This is a genomic window from Achromobacter sp. ACM01 (assembly GCF_014851745.1).
In the GTDB taxonomy this organism is placed as follows: domain Bacteria; phylum Pseudomonadota; class Gammaproteobacteria; order Burkholderiales; family Burkholderiaceae_B; genus Achromobacter; species Achromobacter aegrifaciens.
This window is the reverse complement of the sequence record NZ_JACVAF010000002.1, coordinates 82,451-99,202: the sequence shown is the minus strand read 5'-3', so window position 1 is coordinate 99,202 and position 16,752 is coordinate 82,451. Positions and strand designations below refer to the sequence as shown.

Sequence of the window (16,752 nt, the reverse complement as noted above, 5' to 3'; positions counted from 1 at the left end):
ACTCCCCGAAAAAAGTTCTGGAGGAATGGGGCTGCGCGGTATCAGGCGGCGGGCAGCGGCAAGGGCGCAATGCCATGCGTCTGCCGGGCCCAGTAATTGAACGTCGCATTGACGATCGAGGGCTTGAGCAGATAGTCGTGCGCTTCGCGCGCCAGCGCGTCGTCCACCGGCGTCAGCGGGCCGAAGGCCTGCGCGCGGATCTGCATGCGCGCCGCGCGTTCCAGGTAGACCGACAGGTAGGTCGCCTCTTCGCAAGACACGCCGGCCGTCAGGTAGCCGTGATGCGCCAGGATGATGGCGCGCTTCTTGCCCAGCGCGCCGGAGATGATCACCCCTTCCTGGTCAGCGATCGGCACGCCTGGCCATTCCCCCAGGAAGGCGCAGTCGTCGTGCAAGGGCGTCATGTCCATCTGCGAGATCACCAGCGGCTGGCGCGCCGCGGCCAGCGCCGAGGCCCACGGCGAATGCGTGTGGATGATGGATTGCACGTCGGGCCGCGCTTCGTATACCCACAGGTGAAAGCGGGTGGCCGGGTTGGCCATGCCCTCGCCCGTCAGCGTGTGCAGGTCGCGGTCCACTTCGATGAAATCGGCCGGCGTGGCTTCGTCAAAGCCCAGCCCGAAGCGCAGGGTCCAGTAGGCCCCCGGGCGCTGCGAACGCACGCTGATCTGGCCGGCGAGCCCGGCTTCCTGCTCGGTCATGGCCAGGATGCGACAGGCATAGGCCATGGTTTCCTGGATGCTGCGCGGCACGGCGCGCAGATGGTGCGCCATTTCCTGCGTGGCGCGGGTGTCGAAATAGGATTTCTCTCGTAATGCGGTGCTCATGTCTTCCCCTGTGTAATGCCCGCGCCATCGGCGCCACCGGACGCCGCGCGAGGTATGCACAGTATGGAAAGCCATGCGCAATACAGCCATGCAGCCACGGTCATAGCTGCTATTCGACCCGCCAGGCCGGCTATTGCGCCGCGATGCGGTGGGCGACGGCCAGCAGCTCGCTCACCAGCGGCAGGGGCTGGCGGTTGGCCAGCGTGATGGCGACCACGCGCCGCCGCAAGATGGGGCTCTGGACCCGGACCTTGCGCAGGCCGTACTCGGTCAGCAGCTTGTCGGGGATGCGGGACGGCAGGATACAGGCGCCCACGCCCGAGGACACCAGCTTGAGCATGGCGTCTATGGTTTCGGCCTCGGCCACGAACTCCGGCTCCAGCCCCGCGCTATGGATCATCTTGCGCAGCGCATAATGCGGCGGAAAGCCCACCAGCCGCAGGTCCATGCCGGCCAGGTCGACGTCGTCCTGCATGGGCACGTCGCCGCGCACGATCAGGCACATGTCGTCATCGAACAGGGTGGCCGACGCCAGGTTGTCCGAAGCCACAGCCGCGTCGTAGACGAAGCCCACGTCCGCCTTGCCGCTCTCCACCAGCGCCACCACCTCGGGCGAACTGCGGCCCATTACGGACAGGTTCACGTGTTCATGGCTGCTGACGAAACTGGCCACCACTTCTGCCATGAAGTAGTAACTGAGCGTATGCACGGTGGCCAGCCGGACCGTGCCCTGCGTCACGCCTTCGCGCTGGCGCACGGCCTCCAGCACCCGGTCGATGTTCCTGTACGCGGGCTGGATGCCGTCGAACAGCCGCGCGCCGGCCTCGGTCAATTCCACGCCGCGGCCTGTGCGCACGAACAGCGGCTTGCCCACGTGGGCCTCCAGCGCCGCCAGTTGCCGGCTCAGCCCGGACTGGGTCTGGTCCAGGTCCTCCGCAGCACGCGATAGCGATTTGAGTTCCGCGATGCGCAAGAAATAGCGCAACTGCCGGTCCGGTGTATCCATGCTGCCCTCCCGCCCCCTTTTTGATGCGCTCATGCTGGCGCGGTTGACAGTGTGCACCAGCGACCGGTCCGGCACTACGGGGATTTGCGCTAAGGCCGGGTTGGCGTACCCTGGCATACCCAGGCCTCTGCCACGAAAAGGAACCTCGCATGACCGCGTCCCCGCCCCAGCGTCCCATCGCCGCCACCATCGCAGCAGTCGTGCGCGACGGCCGCGTGCTGCTGGTGCAACGCGCCAACCCGCCTGACCAGGGCCGCTGGGCCTTTCCCGGCGGCAAGATCGACGCGGGCGAAGGCGTGCTTGCCGCCGCCGCGCGTGAACTGCTGGAAGAAACCGGCGTGCGCGCGCAACCGCTGCACGTGTTCGACGCGGTGGACGTCTACGACCGCGACGACGCGGGCGCGCTACGCCGCCACTTCATCCTGATCGCGGTGCTGTGCCGCTGGCAATCCGGCGAGCCGGTGGCGGGCGACGATGCCGCCGACGCCCGCTGGGTGCCGCTGGAAGCATTGGACAATCATTCGCTCGCGACCAGCTTCGGCGTGGCCGAACTGGCGCGCAAGGCGGCGGCGCTATCATCGGCCGCGCCGTAGCGTTTCAGGCTGGCTCCCCCAGGCCGCTTTCCAGCAGCCAATCGCGAAACACCCGCGCCTTTTCCGGCATGGCGCCCCTGCCCGGCCACACGAGGTAGTAGCCAAACTCCTCCAGCCAGGCGTCGCCGGCCAGCCGGACCAGGCGTCCAGCAGCCACGTCATCCTGCACCATCGCCACGGGCAGCAGTCCTGCGCCCTGGCCAGCGGCCACGGCCTGCAGCAGCAGGCTGCCATCATCGAACGCGGGCCCACGCGGCATGCCCGCGTCCTCCACGCCCTGCGCCGCAAACCACAGTTGCCAGCCGTTGCGCGCTTCGTCATGCACGCGCGGCCAGCGCAGCAGTTCCCGCGCGCCAGCCGGCATCCCCAGTTTCGCCACCAAGCCGGCCGATGCCACCGGCACGACTTCCACGGTCAGCAGGTGTTCGCTTTGCAATCCCGCATAGCGGCCCAGTCCGTGGCGGATCGCGATGTCCGCGCCGTCCCGGCCGAAGGCCGCCAGCGCGTTGCTGGTGACGAGCTGCAGGTCGATCTCCGGATGGCGGGCATGGAAGTCATGCAATCGAGGGATCAGCCAGGCCGACGCGAAGAACGCGGTGGTGCTGAGGGTGAGCACGCGGCTCTCGGGCGGCTGGGCGACACGGGCGGACGCGGCCAGGATCTGGCGGAAGGCATTGCGCACCGGCGGCAGGTAACCGTGGCCGGCATCCGTCAACTGAATGCCGCGGTTCACGCGCAGAAACAGCGCCACGCCCAGATGCTGCTCCAGCGACTTGATCATCTGGCTGACCGCGCCGGGCGTCACGCATAGCTCCTGCGCCGCGTCCTTCACCGACAGATGGCGGGCCGCGGCTTCAAAGGCGCGCAACGCGTTGAGCGGAGGCAGTCGCGAAGAGCTCATTTCCGAAGAGTTCAATGATTTAGTTTTTCTAATTCAAATCGAATAGAAATCATGGTTTGTACGCTGGTCCAGCAGACATTAACTTGATCGGATCTGTGACGAATAGAAGATGGATAAAGAATAGATGAACTATACGGAAGATATCAAGGCCGCCGACCTGTACCAACTCGATCTGCTGGCGCTCGCCGCCCTGATCCGGGCGGGCGAGGTCTCGCCCGTGGAGATCACGCGCGCGCAACTGCGGCGCATCGAAGCGCTGGACGGCGACCTGCGCAGCTACGCCCATGTGACCGCGGCCTCTGCGCTGCAGGAAGCCCAGGCCGCCGAAATCGAAATACGCCAGGGGCGCTACCGCGGCCCCCTGCATGGCGTCCCCCTCGCGCTGAAGGACCTGTTCCGGCGCAAGGGCGTGCCGACGGCTGCCGGCGCCGCGCTCCACCGGGGCGTGCCCGCCGACCATGACGCCACGGTAGCCAGCCGCCTGCGCGACGCGGGCGCCGTGCTGCTGGGGCAGCTGCAAATGACCGAAGGCGCGTACTCCGACCATCACCCCGACGTCGCGCCGCCGCGCAACCCCTGGCACGCGGATTACTGGATCGGCATCTCATCCAGCGGATCGGCGGCGGCGACGGCCGCGGGCTTGTGCTTCGGCGCGACAGCCTCGGACACCGGCGGTTCCATCCGCTGGCCTTGCGCGGCCGCGGGGCTGACCGGCATCAAGCCGACCTGGGGCCGTGTCAGCCGCCACGGCATGTTCGAACTGGCGGCCTCGCTGGATCACGCCGGCGTCATCGCGCGCAGCGCGGCCGACGCCGCGGCGCTGCTGGAAGCGATTGCCGGACCCGACGCGAAGGATCCGACCGCGTTGCAAGCGCCCGTGCCGCGCTACGCCTTGGAGGCCGCCGTTCCCGCTGCCGGCCTGCGGATCGGCGTGGATATGAACTGGAACCACCGCAACGTCGATGCGCAGACCCAACGCATGATGGAATCGGCAATGCAGGCCTTCGAACAGCTGGGCGCAACCCTGGTGCCGCTGCAGTTCCCCATCGAAGACGCGGCGCAGGCCGTGCGCGACTGGGCGCCGCTCTGCGCGGTCGAAGCGGCGGTGGCTCACGCCAGCACCTATCCATCCCGCAAGGCGGAGTACGGACCGGTGCTGGCCGGCGTGATCGAAGCGGGACGCTCGCTATCCGGCCTCGACTACCAGCGCATCCTGTTGCGTCGCATGGCCATGCGAGGCAAGGTCGACGCCTTGTTCGGCCGCGTCGATGCGCTGCTGACGCCAGTGCAGCCCATGGCGCCGCTCACGCTCGAAGCCATCAGCGTCCTGGGACTACAGCCCGGGCTGGTCGAAGCGCTGCAACGCTATACCTGCGTGTTCGACATGACCGGGCATCCCTGCCTGACGCTGCCCGCCGGGCAGTGCGAAGCCGGCATGCCCATGGGCCTGCAACTGGTGGCGGCCCATCTGGGCGAGCCCGTGCTGTTCCGCTTGGGCGCCGCTTTCCAGGCGGCGACAAGCTGGCATCTGCGCCGGCCGGCACTGTGAGGCCGAAGATGAACACGCATGCGCGGCACGGCGCCAGCCGGATCTTCCACGGCTGGCGGGTGGTGGCCGCGGCCTTCGCCATCACCTTGCTCGGCTTTGGCAGCGCCTATTCCTTCAGCGCCTTCGTCGACGCCTTGCAACGCGACTTTTCCGCCACGCGCGGCGCGGTGTCGCTGGTGTTCTCGCTGGCGGGCTTTCTCTACTTCGGTTTCGGCGTGGTCAGCGGTCCGCTGGCGGACCGCTACGGCTCGCGTCGCATGGCCTGGATAGGCATGCTGCTGGTGGCGTTGGGCCTGGCGCTTGCCAGCGCCGCGCAGAGCATGATGCAGATCTACCTGGCCTACGGCCTGGGCGTCGGGTTGGGCGTGGGCTGCGCCTATGTACCGGTGGTGGGCGCGGTGCAGCGTTGGTTCCTGCGCCGCCGCGGGCTGGCCTCGGGGCTGGCCGTCAGCGGCATCGGCGTGGGCACGTTGCTGGTGCCGCCGCTGGCGTCGGCGCTGATCGAACTGTGGGGCTGGCGCGCCGCGTATCTGGCGCTGGCCGCGGCGGTGGCTGTCCTGGGCTGCGCCGCGGCGCGCTGGGTTGAAAATTCGCCGCAAGACCGCGGACTGCAACCCGACGGCGACGCAGCCTCCACAGTCCGCGCAGCGCCGGCCTCCCCGCCCGCCGGCGTGCCGGTGCTCACCGCCATCCGCAGCAGGGTCTTCCTGCTGCTGTACCTGGCAGCCATGGCCGGCGCCTTCGGCGTCTTCGTGCCTTTCGTGCATCTCATCCCGTACGCCTTGGATCATGGGATCGCGCCGGGGCTGGCCGTGCTGCTGCTGGGCTTGGTCGGCGTGGGCAGCACGGCCGGCCGATTCCTGCTGGGCACGCTGGCCGACCGCCTGGGCCGGCGCGCCTCGCTCGCCACGATGTATGGCGGCATGGCGGCGTCGCTGGCGCTATGGGGCGCTTGCGGCCAGTTCTGGACGCTGGCTTTGTTCGCCCTGGTGTTCGGCGCGTTCTACGGCGGCTGGGTGGCGCTGATGCCGGCGGTGGTCATGGATTACTTCGGCGGCCGCCACGTCAGCGGCATCATCGGCGCGCTCTACACCAGCGTGGCGTTCGGAACGCTGATCGGTCCGGTGGCGGCGGGCCATGCGTACGACCTCAGCGGCTCCTATCTGCTGCCCATCGTCGCCAGTGCGGCGGGCAACGCTTTGGCGGCGGCGATCACGGCACTGCTGCCGCGGCAAGGCGCGACGCAGGCCGCGCCGCGCCCAGCTCTACTATAGGGGTCCATCCAGGCACTTCCGGCGCCCCATGTTCGACACCTACCTTTCCCGCTGGCAACTCACTCCCGACGGCGCTCCCGTCATCACGCACGCCGCCCAGTTGCTGCCCGTGCGCCATCACGGCCTGCCCGCCATGCTCAAGGTCTCGCACGAGGAAGACGAAAAGCAAGGCGGCGTGCTGATGCGCTGGTGGGACGGCCAGGGCGCGGCGCGCGTGCTGGCTCACGACGACGCAGCCATCCTGCTGGAGCGGGCCACCGGCACGCGCTCGCTGGCGGACTACGCCCGCAACGGGCGCGACGACGAGGCCACCCGCATCATCTGCAGCGTGCTGCGGGACCTGCATGCCCCACGTGCCCAGCCGCTGCCCGCGCTGCGTCCGCTGGAAGAATGGTTCGAGGAACTGTGGCCCATGGCGCAGGCGCAAGGCGGCATCCTGGCGCACAGCGCGCGCCACGCCCGCGCCCTGCTCGACAGTCCGCGCGACCTGACGGTGCTGCACGGCGACGTACACCACGACAACATCCTGGACTTCGGCGAACGCGGCTGGCTGGTCATCGACCCCAAGCGCCTGCATGGCGAGCGCGCCTTCGACTACGCCAACATCTTCTGCAACCCGGACCTGGCAGATCCCGTTCCGCCCGTCGCCATCGTGCCTGGGCGCTTCGAGCGGCGGCTGGAGCTCATCGTTGCTCAGTCGGGCCTGGAGCGCCGCAGGCTGCTGCAATGGATCCTGGCCTGGTGCGGACTCTCCGCCGCCTGGTTCATGGGCGGCGGCGAAGACGCCGCGATCGACCTGGACATCGCCCGCCAGGCGCACGCGCTGCTGGAACGCTGAATCGCCGCCGCTGTAAACAAGGCATTCGGCTCGATGCGGTAAGGTGTAGCCCCACACCCCTTATCTCTTCATTCCCGGAGTACCGAATGACCGGATTGTTCATCGTGGTGGCGGCGCTGGCGTTCCTGATGCTGGCGGCGTATCGAGGCTACAGCGTGATCCTGTGCGCGCCCATCGCGGCCATGGGCGCGGTGCTGCTGACCGACCCGTCGGCGCTGGCGCCCGTGTTCTCGGGCATCTTCATGGAGCGCATGGCGGGCTTCGCCAAGCTCTACTTCCCCGTGTTTTTGCTGGGCGCCGTGTTCGGCAAGCTGATCGAGCTGTCGGGCTTCTCGCGCGCCATCGTGCAGGCAGTGCTGCGCCTGATCGGCGCCGAACGCGCCATCATGGCCATCGTGCTGGTCTGCGCGGTGCTGACCTACGGCGGCGTGTCGCTATTCGTGGTGGTGTTCGCGGTGTATCCGTTCGCGGCCGAGATGTTCCGCCAGGGCGGCATCCCGAAACGGCTGATGCCGGGCGCGATCGCGCTGGGCGCGTTCACGTTCACCATGACCGCGCTGCCCGGCACGCCGCAGATCCAGAACATCATCCCCACCACTTTCTTCGAAACCACCACCTGGGCCGCGCCGTGGCTGGGCCTGATCGGCGCCTGCTTCACGCTGACCGCCGGCATCGCCTACCTGGAGTGGCGGCGCAAGCGCGCGGCAGCCGCGGGCGAGACCTACGGCACCGACCTGCGCAACGAACCGGTCACGCCGCCCAATGAACGCGAGCACCATCCGCTGATCGCGCTGCTGCCGCTGGTGGTGGTGGGCGTCGCCAACTACCTGCTGACGCGCTGGATACCGGGCTGGTATCCGGCCGGCTCCGAAGTCGCGCTGCCGGGCCTGCCCAAGCCCATGCCCGTCAACGCCGAGGACCAGGTGGCGCTGTGGGCGGTGATGGGCGCGCTGATCGCGGGCATCGTCACCATCCTGCTGTTCTCGTTCCGCGGCATCAAGGCGCATTTCGCCGAAGGCAGCAAGAGCGCGGTGTCGGGCGCGTTGCTGGCCTCGATGAACACCGCAGCGGAATACGGCTTTGGCGGCGTCATCGCCGCCCTGCCCGGCTTCCTGCTGGTGGCCGACGCGCTCAAGGCCATTCCCGACCCGTTGGTGGGCGAGGCGGTGGCCGTGACCTCGCTGGCCGGCATCACGGGTTCCGCCTCGGGCGGCATGAGCATCGCGTTGGCGGCCATGGCGCAGACCTTCATCGACAGCGCCCACGCGGCGGGCATCCCGATGGAAGTGCTGCACCGGATCGCCGCCATGGCCAGCGGCGGCATGGACACGCTGCCGCACAACGGCGCGGTGATCACGTTGCTGGCGGTCACGGGCCTGACGCACCGGCAGTCCTACGGCGACATCTTCGCCATCACGCTGATATCGACCACTTCGGTCTTCCTGGCGATCGCGGTGTACTACCTGACCGGCATCGTCTGAGCCAGGCCGGCTGCGATGACCTCCGCCAGCCATTGCGTGAAGACGCGCACCCGCGCCGACACCTGGCGGTTCTGCGGATACAGCACCGACACAGGCATGGGCGCGGGCGGCGCGCCGGGCAGCACGATCTTCAACTCGCCCGCCGCCAGCTCGCGCTCGACGCGGTAGCGCGGCACCTGCACCAATCCCAGGCCGGCCAGCGCCGCACCGGTGTAGAGCTCCGCGCCAGTCACGCTGACCACGGCCCTGGGGCGTACCTGCACGTTCTTGCCGTCGACCATGAAATCGAGCGGCAGGCTGCGCCCAGTGGCGCTGGACAGGTAGTCCACCGCCCGATGGCCTTCCAGATCTTCCAGCCGCCGCGGCTCGCCGTGGCGCGCCAGATAGGCGGGGCTGGCCACCGTGACCTGCGGCATCAGCGCGATCTGGCGCCCCACCAGCGAGGAATCCTGCAGCGTGCCGGTGCGCAGCACGCAGTCCACGCCTTCGCGCACCAGGTCCACCAGCCGGTCGTCCTCGCCCAGTTGCAGCACGATGTCGGGATAGCGTTCCAGAAAGGCCGGCAGGCCGGGCATGACGAAGAACCTGGCCAGCGTGCCCTGCGCATTGACGCGCAACAGGCCCTTGGGCGAGGTGTCCAGGAAGGCGCCGTCGGCCTCTTCCAGATCCGCCAGGAGCCGCACGCAGCGCTGGTAGTGGGCCTCGCCATCATGGGTCAGCCGCACCTGGCGCGTGGTGCGTTCAAGCAGCCGCGCCCCGAGGCGCGCTTCCATCCGCTTGACCAGATTGGTGACCGTGGGCCGCGGAATCTGCAGGTCCTCTGCCGCCTTGGAAAAGCTACGCCTTTCGGCGATGCGCACGAACACCTGCATTTCCTGGAACCGGTCCATTGTCACTCGCCCATTATTAATGCAGATGAAATTATGTTAGCGAATATAGAGTAATTATCTTTTTTCTGGAATAGTTCAAGATACGCCTCACCCCCATCCAACCGGATACGACATGAACACCCAGGCCACGCAACGCATCGCGCTCGTCACCGGCGGATCGCGCGGCATAGGCGCCGCCATCGTCCGCCGCCTGGCGCGCGACGGCCACGCCGTCGCCATCAACTACGCCTCCAGCGCCGCCGAGGCCGAGGCGCTTGCCGACGAAATCCGCGCCGCGGGCGGCCGCGCCCTGGCAGTGCGCGCCGACGTGTCCCGGGCGGACCAGGTGCGCGCCATGTTCGACCAGGTGGAAGCGGGACTGGGCCGCATCGACGTCCTGGTCAACAGCGCCGGCATCCTGAAGATGGTGCCGCTGGCCGAGACCAGCGACGAGCTCTACGAGCAGACCTTCGGCATCAACACCCGCGGCACCTTCAACACGCTGCGCGAAGCTGCCACGCGCTTGGCCGACGGAGGCAGCATCGTCAACGTGTCCAGCACCACCATCGCGCTCAACCTGCCGAACTACTCCGTCTACATCGCCAGCAAGGCGGCGGTGGAAAGCCTGACCCAAGTGTTCGCCAAGGAATTGCGCGGCCGCCGCATCACCGTCAACGCGGTGGCGCCCGGCCCCGTCGCCACCGACCTCTTCCTGAACGGCAAGAGTCCCGAGCTGATCGAGCACTACGCCAAGATGCCCCCGCTGGAACGCCTGGGCCAGCCCGATGACATCGCCAACGTGGTGTCGTTCCTGGCAGGCCCCGAGGCAGGCTGGGTCAACGGGCAGATCCTGCGCGCCAACGGCGGCGTCGCCTGATCCGCCGCATTCCGAAGCGGTACAACGCAAGTCCGCGCGCGGCCATTCGGCCGCGCCATCCCTCATCCCTACGCATGAGCGCGCCGCTTTCGGCGCGTGCGCGGCGCATCGCCCCGACAGCCGCGAATTTGCGTGTATCCCTCATCCGTTTTACCCATGCCCCCATCGCCTGATGGGTTGAGCGGCTGCGCCCGCTCGTCGCGTTTCTCCATTGATCACTCGGGCCTTTGACTTACGGACAAGTCTGGCCAGCTGGACGAGGTTTGCATGAGACGAGAGCCGGAAGGTCTGTATTAGGCTGATCCCGTAGTACTCCGACTCACCTTGATCAATTGGACGAAAGTAAATGAATCAACTCATTCATCCGGATTGCCACCCCTTCACCGCCGCAGGCAACCTGAAGCAGCTCTCGGCGTTCTACGAGGAGGGACGTCGGGTCATGTGGATGATGCTGCGCGCTCAACCGCGTCCGTGCTTCAACCATGAATTGATCGACGAGATCATGACCCTGGCGCGCGCCGCCAAAGACTCCGGCCTGCCCATCGATTTCTGGGTCACCGGCTCGCTCGTTCCTCAGATCTACAACGTGGGCGGCGATCTGAATTTCTTCGCGGAAGCCATACGCACCGGCAAGCGCGAAGCGCTGCGGGCGTACGCCCGGGCTTGCGTGGATTGCGTGCATGCCGCCACCCGCGGCTTCGACACCGGCGCGATCTCGCTGGCGATGATCGAAGGCACCGCCCTGGGCGGCGGCTTCGAGGCCGCGTTGGCCCACCACTTCGTGCTGGCGCAGAACACCGCCCGCATGGGCTTTCCTGAAATGGCGTTCAACCTCTTCCCTGGCATGGGCGGCTACTCGCTGGTGGCACGGCGTTCGGGCATGAAGCTGGCCGAAGAGCTGATCGGCACGGGCGAATCCCATACCGCCGAATGGTTCCATGGCCGCGGCCTGGTCGACGTGCTGTTCGAGCCGGGCGACGCCTACAAGGCCACGCGCACCTTCATCGACGTGATGCGGCCCAAGCTCAACGGCATGCGCGCCATGCTGCGCGCGCGCCAGCGCGTGCTGAGCCTGTCGCGCTCGGAGCTGATGGACATCACGGAAGATTGGGTCGAAGCCGCGTTCTCGATCGACCCGAAGGACCGCGCCTACATGGAACGCCTGGTGATGGCGCAGAACCGCCGCAGTTCTTCCAGCGCGGAGTCCGCGCTGGAAGCCACCATGCATTGATGCGGTAAGGCGCTGCCGGCTGCGTCAGGCAATGAGATGCAGCCGGCGGCGCTGAGCCAGCCAGGCGGTGAACTCCGCCGCCGGCATGGGCTTGGCGTACAGGTAGCCCTGTTTGGCGTCCACGCCCAGGGTGTCGACGAACACGGCCTCTTCGGTCGTTTCCACGCCCTCGGCGATCACCTTCAACTCCAGCGTGCGCGCCACCGCGACGATGGCGCGCGCCAGCGCCTGCGACACGGGGTTCTCGTTGACGCCGCGCACGAAGCTGGCGTCCAGCTTGATCGCGTCCAGCGGAATGCGGGCAAGCTGCGACAGCGAGGAATAGCCGGTGCCGAAGTCGTCCAGATGGACTCGCGCGCCAAGTTGGCGGAACTGCTTGATCAGTTCGATGGCGGCGCCTTCGTCGTCGATCAGGCAGCTTTCGGTCAGTTCGATGTCCAGCAGGCAGGGATCCAGGCTGGCGTCGTTGATGGCGCGCATGAAGTCGCTGACCACGCCCTTGTCGTTCAACTGCCGCGGCGACACGTTGATGGCAACGCGGATATTCAGGCCGTCGCGCTTCCAGGCCGCGGCCTGCCGGGCCGCTTCGCGCATGACCCACACGCCCAGCGGCGAGATCAGGCCCGACTCCTCGGCGTACGGAATGAAGACGGCGGGGCCGACCATGCCGCGCTCCGGCGAGCGCCAGCGCACCAGGGCTTCGACCCCGTCGACCTCGCCGTTGCGGCCGGCCAGCTTGGGCTGGTAGTACAGCATCAGATGGTCTTCGGCCAGCGCCTTGCGCAGGTTGGTGTCCAGCCAGACGTAGTCCGCGTTGCGGCGGTCCATCTCGGGTTGGAATACGCGGTAGGTATGGCGTCCCGCTTCCTTGGCCACATACATGGCGATGTCGGCGCTGCGCACCACGCTGTCCAGGTCGGCGCCGTGGTCGGGATACATGGCGATGCCGATGGAGCAGCTGGTGTAGACCTCGATCAGCCCCTGACGGAAAGGCTCGCGCAGCCGTTCGATGATGCGCTGGGCGGTCGCCTCCAGTTCCCAGGTCTGCGCGGCCTCGTGCAGCACGATGAATTCGTCGCCGCCCAACCGCGCCAGCGTCTGGCCTTCTGCCAGGCAGGACGAGATCGCGACCGCCACCGACTTGAGCAGACGGTCGCCGAAGCCGTGGCCGTAGTGGTCGTTGATGCGCTTGAAATTGTCCAGGTCCAGGAACAGCACGCCGCCGCGCCCATCCTGGCCCGCCGCCAGCGCCGCCTTCAGCCGCGTGGTGATCGCGTGGCGGTTGGGCAGGTTGGTCAGCATGTCGGTGTTGGCCAGCACCCGCAGGCGCTCCTGCGCCTGGCGTTCCTCGGTGATGTCGGTGCCCGAGCAGATCAGGTAGACGCGCTTTTCGCCGCTGCCGCTGGTGACGAACTTGTTGCGGAACAGGAAAAGGCGCGGCCCCTTGACCGTATTGATGAGGCGCTCGGCCTCGTAGGATTGTCCGCGCTTGTAGAACTCGGCGATATTGCGGCGCGAGGCGATCGCCTCTTCGCGCGTCATGAACATCTCGAACACGCTGCGGCCGATGATGTCCTGCTCGCGCTTGCCGGTGTATTCCTCGCTGAGCTTGTTGAAGCGCTGCACCCGGCCGTTCTGGTCGACGATGACGATGACCGAGTTGGCCTCGGACACCACCGTCTCGGCGAAGGACAGGCCTTCGACCAGATCCTTGGCCACGGATTCAGTATCGGAATGGGCGGACGCGGTGCCGGCCCATTCGTTGGGATTGATCTTGCGGCCCACCAGGTGGAGCCTGAGCATGTCGCCATACAACGAGATGTCGATGCGCACACTGGACGTGATGCCCGTCAGGCTGCGTATCGTCTCGGCTTGTTCCGGGCGCAACGCCATCGCGATATTGGCTGCGCCCTTGACTGCGGCAAGTTCGAACGCGTCGCTATCGGCGGACAGACGCCAATACGGACTGTGCGTTCCGAAATGCGTGTACAGAATCGACTTTTCGTCCTGGTCGTCTGTCATTGTTATCCCCCTTCTGCCGTCCTGGGAAGGCCCGCAAACTACATTACGGCCTAGTCTATTCGGGGTCAACCACTGTATACAATCTCGCGAGAGCTTTATTGCGGTTTATTGCGTCCCCTTTGGCGGTTCATAGCGCAAAAGTTTGCATCCACCCTTTTTTCAGTGCGTATTCCCCAGTTTGCGCGCAAGCCTTGTTGCGTCTTTCGTGAGCGCATGCACAAACAAAATCGCCGGAGGTTCCAGGCGGAACTTCCGGCGTGTGACGTATAGCCACAACTTTAGGGGTATTAATCCCCCTTCACACCCGCTTCGTCGATGACTTTGGTCCAACGCGCCAACTCGGCCGACACGCGGGCGCCGGCGTCGGCCGGCGTGGTCCAGGTGGCGATGGCACCCTGGTTCAGCAGCGAGGCCTGGACCTCAGGCTTGGCCAGGATCTTCTTCAGTTCGCCATTCAAACGCTCGATCACCGGCGCCGGGGTATTGGCCGGCGCCACGATGCCGAACATCGAACTGACCTCGAAATCCTTCAGGCCGGCTTCGGCCGCGGTCGGCACGTCCGGCAGCGCGTCCACGCGCGCAGCCGAGGTCACCGCCAGCGCGCGCAGCTTGCCGGCCTTGATGCTGCCCTGCGCCGCGGGCACGGTCTCGATCATGCTGAGCACCTGCCCGCCCATCAGGTCGGTCATGGCTGGGCCGCTGCCCTTGTAGGGCACGTGCAGCACGTCCACACCCGCGGTGCGCTTGAACATTTCGGCGGCCAGATGCTGCGGCGAACCATTGCCGGCAGAACCCATGGTGATGTAGCCGGGCTTGGACTTGGCCAGCGCGATGAACTCGGCCAGCGTTTTCGCCTGCACCGACGGATTCACCACGAACACCAGCGGCACCGTGCCTACGATGGACACCGGCGCGAAGCTCTTCTCCACGTCATAGGTGACGCGGCCGCGGTACAGGGCGGCGTTGATGGAATGGCTGGTCAGCGCGCCCATCAGCAGTGTGTAGCCATCGGGCTGCGCCTTCGCAACCTGGTCGGCGCCGATGTTGCCGGCGGCGCCCGCGCGGTTCTCCACGATCACCGACTGGCCCAGCGCGCCGGTCAGCTCCTGCGCCAGCACGCGGCCGATGACGTCGGTCGCGCCCCCGGGCGGGTACGGCACGATCATGCGGATGGGCTTGTCGGGGTAGGCGTCGGCGGCCAGGGCGGGAGCGGACACGCCGGCGCACAAGGCCAGCAGGGAAAACAACACGGCGCGGCGCGGCCGCAGACGCAGGTCTGACATGTAGGTCTCCTGCCGGGATGGGTATAGGAATGAAACGGACGCCCGGCTCGTCAACCGCGCCAGTGTAGGTTCGACAACTTGATTGAAGAATCAGAATTTTTCTATCGACTGATCCATATGAAGGATCAATTGAAAGACGCCGACAAATCGCTTGCAGCCGTTTTCAAAGGCTGGCTATGATGCCGTCGTCGGATTATCAATAATATTATCGAGATCAAAATGAAGGACGAAACCAAGAACAACGCAGCTGCGCCCGGCCCTTTCAGCAGTGACGGCGCCAGCGCGCACGGCGTGGCCCGCGGGCTCACCAACTATGGCGACACCGGCTTTTCGCTGTTCCTGCGCAAGGCCTTCATCAAGGGCGCGGGTTTGACCGACGACGCCTTGTCGCGCCCCATCATCGGCATCGTCAATACGGGCAGCAGCTATAACCCCTGCCACGGCAACGCGCCGCAACTGATCGAAGCGGTCAAGCGCGGTGTCATGCTGGCCGGCGGCCTGCCCATGGACTTCCCCACCATTTCGGTGCACGAGAGCTTCTCCCAGCCCACCAGCATGTACCTGCGCAACCTCATGTCCATGGACACCGAGGAAATGATCCGCGCCCAGCCCATGGACGCGGTGGTGCTGATCGGCGGCTGCGACAAGACCGTGCCGGCCCAGCTGATGGGCGCGGCGTCCGCCGGCGTGCCCGCCATCCAGCTGGTCACGGGATCCATGCTGACCGGCTCGCACCGCGGCGAACGCGTGGGCGCCTGCACCGACTGCCGCCGCTACTGGGGCCGCTACCGCGCCGAAGAGATCGACGCGGCCGAGATCGCGGACGTGAACAACCAGCTGGTCGCCAGCGTGGGCACCTGTTCCGTGATGGGCACGGCCAGCACCATGGCCTGCATCACCGAAGCCCTGGGCATGATGGTGGCCGGCGGCGCGTCAGCCCCGGCCGTCACCGCCGACCGCGTGCGCGTCGCCGAGAAGACCGGCGCCACCGCCGTGGCCATGGCCGCCTCGCGCCTGACGCCTGAGCGCATCCTCACCGGCAAGTCCATCGAGAATGCCCTGCGCGTGCTGCTGGCCATCGGCGGCTCCACCAACGGCATCGTGCACCTGACGGCCATCGCCGGCCGCCTGGGCATAGACATCGACCTGGCCGGACTGGACCGCATCAGCCGCGAAACGCCCGTGCTGGTCGACCTGAAGCCCTCCGGTCAGCACTACATGGAAGACTTCCACCACGCCGGCGGCATGCCGGCGCTGCTGCGCGAGCTGCGCCCCTACCTGCACCTGGACGCGCTGACCGTGTCGGGCCGCACGCTGGGCGAGGAACTCGACGACGCCCCGCCCGCCTTCGCGCAGGACGTGATCCGCACGGCGGCCTCGCCCATCTACCCCGTGGGTGGGCTGGCCGTGCTGCGCGGCAACCTGGCCCCCGGCGGCGCCATCATCAAGCAATCCGCCGCCAACCCCAAGCTGATGGAGCACGAGGGCCGCGCGGTCGTGTTCGAGGACGCCGAAGACATGGCGCGGCGCATCGACGACGAGACGCTGGACGTCACCGCCGAAGACATCCTGGTGCTCAAGCGCATCGGCCCGACCGGCGCGCCCGGCATGCCCGAAGCCGGCTACATGCCCATCCCCAAGAAACTGGCGCGCGCCGGCGTGAAGGACATGGTGCGCATCTCCGACGGCCGCATGAGCGGCACCGCCGCCGGCACCATCGTGCTGCACGTCACGCCCGAAGCCGCCATCGGCGGCCCGCTGGCCTACGTGCAAAACGGCGACCGCATCCGCCTGTCGGTAGCCAACCGCGAGATCGCGCTCCTGGTGGACGACGCCGAACTCACGCGTCGCGCCGCGGCCCAGCCCATCGTCCGCCCCGTCGCCGAACGCGGCTACCGCAAGCTGTTCCTGCAGACCGTGACCCAGGCCGACCAGGGCGTGGACTTCGACTTCCTGCGCGCCGGTGTCACGCGCGACACCGTGCCGAAGAAGTAGGCGGCA

The 16,752-nt window shown here is 67.3% G+C and carries 14 protein-coding genes; 8 read left to right on the top strand and 6 right to left on the bottom strand.

Going from position 1 to position 16,752, the window contains the following annotated elements:
• Positions 1 to 41 precede the first annotated feature (41 nt).
• Together IB268_RS08895 and IB268_RS08890 are read right to left on the bottom strand one after the other, a co-directional pair.
• Positions 42 to 827, bottom strand: coding sequence for an aldolase (locus IB268_RS08895; protein WP_054459111.1), 786 nt, complete (start codon positions 825 to 827; stop codon positions 42 to 44).
• A gap of 130 nt (positions 828 to 957) precedes the next feature.
• The gene (locus IB268_RS08890) at positions 958 to 1,833 is read right to left on the bottom strand and encodes a LysR family transcriptional regulator (protein WP_119451795.1); all 876 of its coding nucleotides are present in this window, start codon (positions 1,831 to 1,833) and stop codon (positions 958 to 960) included.
• Positions 1,834 to 1,982: 149 nt separating this feature from the next.
• On the opposite strand from IB268_RS08890, the gene IB268_RS08885 reads away from it, so the two are divergent.
• Positions 1,983 to 2,426 (top strand): NUDIX hydrolase, encoded by a 444-nt coding sequence (locus tag IB268_RS08885; RefSeq protein WP_175163618.1) that lies wholly within the window; start codon positions 1,983 to 1,985, stop codon positions 2,424 to 2,426.
• A 4-nt stretch (positions 2,427 to 2,430) separates the two neighbouring features.
• On the opposite strand, the gene gcvA is transcribed toward IB268_RS08885, so the two are convergent.
• The gene (gene gcvA, locus IB268_RS08880) at positions 2,431 to 3,327 is read right to left on the bottom strand and encodes a transcriptional regulator GcvA (RefSeq protein ID WP_175163620.1); all 897 of its coding nucleotides are present in this window, start codon (positions 3,325 to 3,327) and stop codon (positions 2,431 to 2,433) included.
• Between the two features lie 124 nt (positions 3,328 to 3,451).
• On the opposite strand from gcvA, the gene IB268_RS08875 reads away from it, so the two are divergent.
• The 4 genes from IB268_RS08875 (at position 3,452) to IB268_RS08860 (ending at position 8,469) form a co-directional block, all read left to right on the top strand.
• Positions 3,452 to 4,876 carry an amidase gene (locus IB268_RS08875; RefSeq protein ID WP_192354112.1) on the top strand — a complete coding sequence of 475 codons (1,425 nt, stop codon included), beginning with the start codon at positions 3,452 to 3,454 and terminating at the stop codon, positions 4,874 to 4,876.
• Between the two features lie 8 nt (positions 4,877 to 4,884).
• Positions 4,885 to 6,150 carry an MFS transporter gene (locus tag IB268_RS08870; protein ID WP_119451798.1) on the top strand — a complete coding sequence of 422 codons (1,266 nt, stop codon included), beginning with the start codon at positions 4,885 to 4,887 and terminating at the stop codon, positions 6,148 to 6,150.
• A 28-nt stretch (positions 6,151 to 6,178) separates the two neighbouring features.
• Entirely contained in the window at positions 6,179 to 6,988 is an 810-nt protein-coding gene (locus IB268_RS08865) for an aminoglycoside phosphotransferase family protein (protein ID WP_192354111.1), read from the top strand.
• An 86-nt stretch (positions 6,989 to 7,074) separates the two neighbouring features.
• The gene (locus IB268_RS08860) at positions 7,075 to 8,469 is read left to right on the top strand and encodes a GntP family permease (protein ID WP_119451800.1); all 1,395 of its coding nucleotides are present in this window, start codon (positions 7,075 to 7,077) and stop codon (positions 8,467 to 8,469) included.
• On the opposite strand, the gene IB268_RS08855 is transcribed toward IB268_RS08860, so the two are convergent.
• Positions 8,448 to 9,359 carry a LysR family transcriptional regulator gene (locus IB268_RS08855; protein ID WP_054459096.1) on the bottom strand — a complete coding sequence of 304 codons (912 nt, stop codon included), beginning with the start codon at positions 9,357 to 9,359 and terminating at the stop codon, positions 8,448 to 8,450. The two genes, IB268_RS08860 and IB268_RS08855, sit on opposite strands and share 22 nt — an antisense overlap.
• A 112-nt stretch (positions 9,360 to 9,471) precedes the next feature.
• Here IB268_RS08855 and IB268_RS08850 point away from each other — a divergent pair, with 112 nt between their 5' ends.
• Positions 9,472 to 10,215: an SDR family oxidoreductase gene (locus IB268_RS08850; protein WP_119451801.1), complete on the top strand. Its 744-nt coding sequence runs from the start codon at positions 9,472 to 9,474 to the stop codon at positions 10,213 to 10,215.
• A 346-nt stretch (positions 10,216 to 10,561) separates the two neighbouring features.
• The gene (locus tag IB268_RS08845; protein WP_054459094.1) at positions 10,562 to 11,446 is read left to right on the top strand and encodes a crotonase/enoyl-CoA hydratase family protein; all 885 of its coding nucleotides are present in this window, start codon (positions 10,562 to 10,564) and stop codon (positions 11,444 to 11,446) included.
• Between the two features lie 24 nt (positions 11,447 to 11,470).
• Here the strand turns inward: IB268_RS08845 and pdeR are convergent, their stop codons facing one another.
• Positions 11,471 to 13,468 (bottom strand): cyclic di-GMP phosphodiesterase, encoded by a 1,998-nt coding sequence (pdeR, locus tag IB268_RS08840; protein ID WP_125471618.1) that lies wholly within the window; start codon positions 13,466 to 13,468, stop codon positions 11,471 to 11,473.
• Positions 13,469 to 13,755: 287 nt separating this feature from the next.
• Positions 13,756 to 14,751 (bottom strand): tripartite tricarboxylate transporter substrate binding protein, encoded by a 996-nt coding sequence (locus tag IB268_RS08835; RefSeq protein WP_192354110.1) that lies wholly within the window; start codon positions 14,749 to 14,751, stop codon positions 13,756 to 13,758.
• Positions 14,752 to 14,970: 219 nt separating this feature from the next.
• Here IB268_RS08835 and IB268_RS08830 point away from each other — a divergent pair, with 219 nt between their 5' ends.
• Positions 14,971 to 16,746 carry an IlvD/Edd family dehydratase gene (locus tag IB268_RS08830; protein ID WP_192354109.1) on the top strand — a complete coding sequence of 592 codons (1,776 nt, stop codon included), beginning with the start codon at positions 14,971 to 14,973 and terminating at the stop codon, positions 16,744 to 16,746.
• The last annotated feature ends 6 nt before the right edge of the window (positions 16,747 to 16,752 follow it).

Excerpts from the sequence above, each read along its gene's own strand:
- IB268_RS08865 (WP_192354111.1), top strand. The coding sequence starts at position 6,179 with ATGTTCGACACCTACCTTTCCCGCTGGCAACTCACTCCCGACGGCGCT.
- IB268_RS08885 (WP_175163618.1), top strand. The coding sequence starts at position 1,983 with ATGACCGCGTCCCCGCCCCAGCGTCCCATCGCCGCCACCATCGCAGCA.
- pdeR (WP_125471618.1), bottom strand. The coding sequence starts at position 13,468 with ATGACAGACGACCAGGACGAAAAGTCGATTCTGTACACGCATTTCGGA.
- IB268_RS08835 (WP_192354110.1), bottom strand. The coding sequence starts at position 14,751 with ATGTCAGACCTGCGTCTGCGGCCGCGCCGCGCCGTGTTGTTTTCCCTG.
- IB268_RS08870 (WP_119451798.1), top strand. The coding sequence starts at position 4,885 with ATGAACACGCATGCGCGGCACGGCGCCAGCCGGATCTTCCACGGCTGG.
- gcvA (WP_175163620.1), bottom strand. The coding sequence starts at position 3,327 with ATGAGCTCTTCGCGACTGCCTCCGCTCAACGCGTTGCGCGCCTTTGAA.
- IB268_RS08895 (WP_054459111.1), bottom strand. The coding sequence starts at position 827 with ATGAGCACCGCATTACGAGAGAAATCCTATTTCGACACCCGCGCCACG.
- IB268_RS08845 (WP_054459094.1), top strand. The coding sequence starts at position 10,562 with ATGAATCAACTCATTCATCCGGATTGCCACCCCTTCACCGCCGCAGGC.
- IB268_RS08855 (WP_054459096.1), bottom strand. The coding sequence starts at position 9,359 with ATGGACCGGTTCCAGGAAATGCAGGTGTTCGTGCGCATCGCCGAAAGG.
- IB268_RS08890 (WP_119451795.1), bottom strand. The coding sequence starts at position 1,833 with ATGGATACACCGGACCGGCAGTTGCGCTATTTCTTGCGCATCGCGGAA.
- IB268_RS08850 (WP_119451801.1), top strand. The coding sequence starts at position 9,472 with ATGAACACCCAGGCCACGCAACGCATCGCGCTCGTCACCGGCGGATCG.
- IB268_RS08860 (WP_119451800.1), top strand. The coding sequence starts at position 7,075 with ATGACCGGATTGTTCATCGTGGTGGCGGCGCTGGCGTTCCTGATGCTG.
- IB268_RS08830 (WP_192354109.1), top strand. The coding sequence starts at position 14,971 with ATGAAGGACGAAACCAAGAACAACGCAGCTGCGCCCGGCCCTTTCAGC.
- IB268_RS08875 (WP_192354112.1), top strand. The coding sequence starts at position 3,452 with ATGAACTATACGGAAGATATCAAGGCCGCCGACCTGTACCAACTCGAT.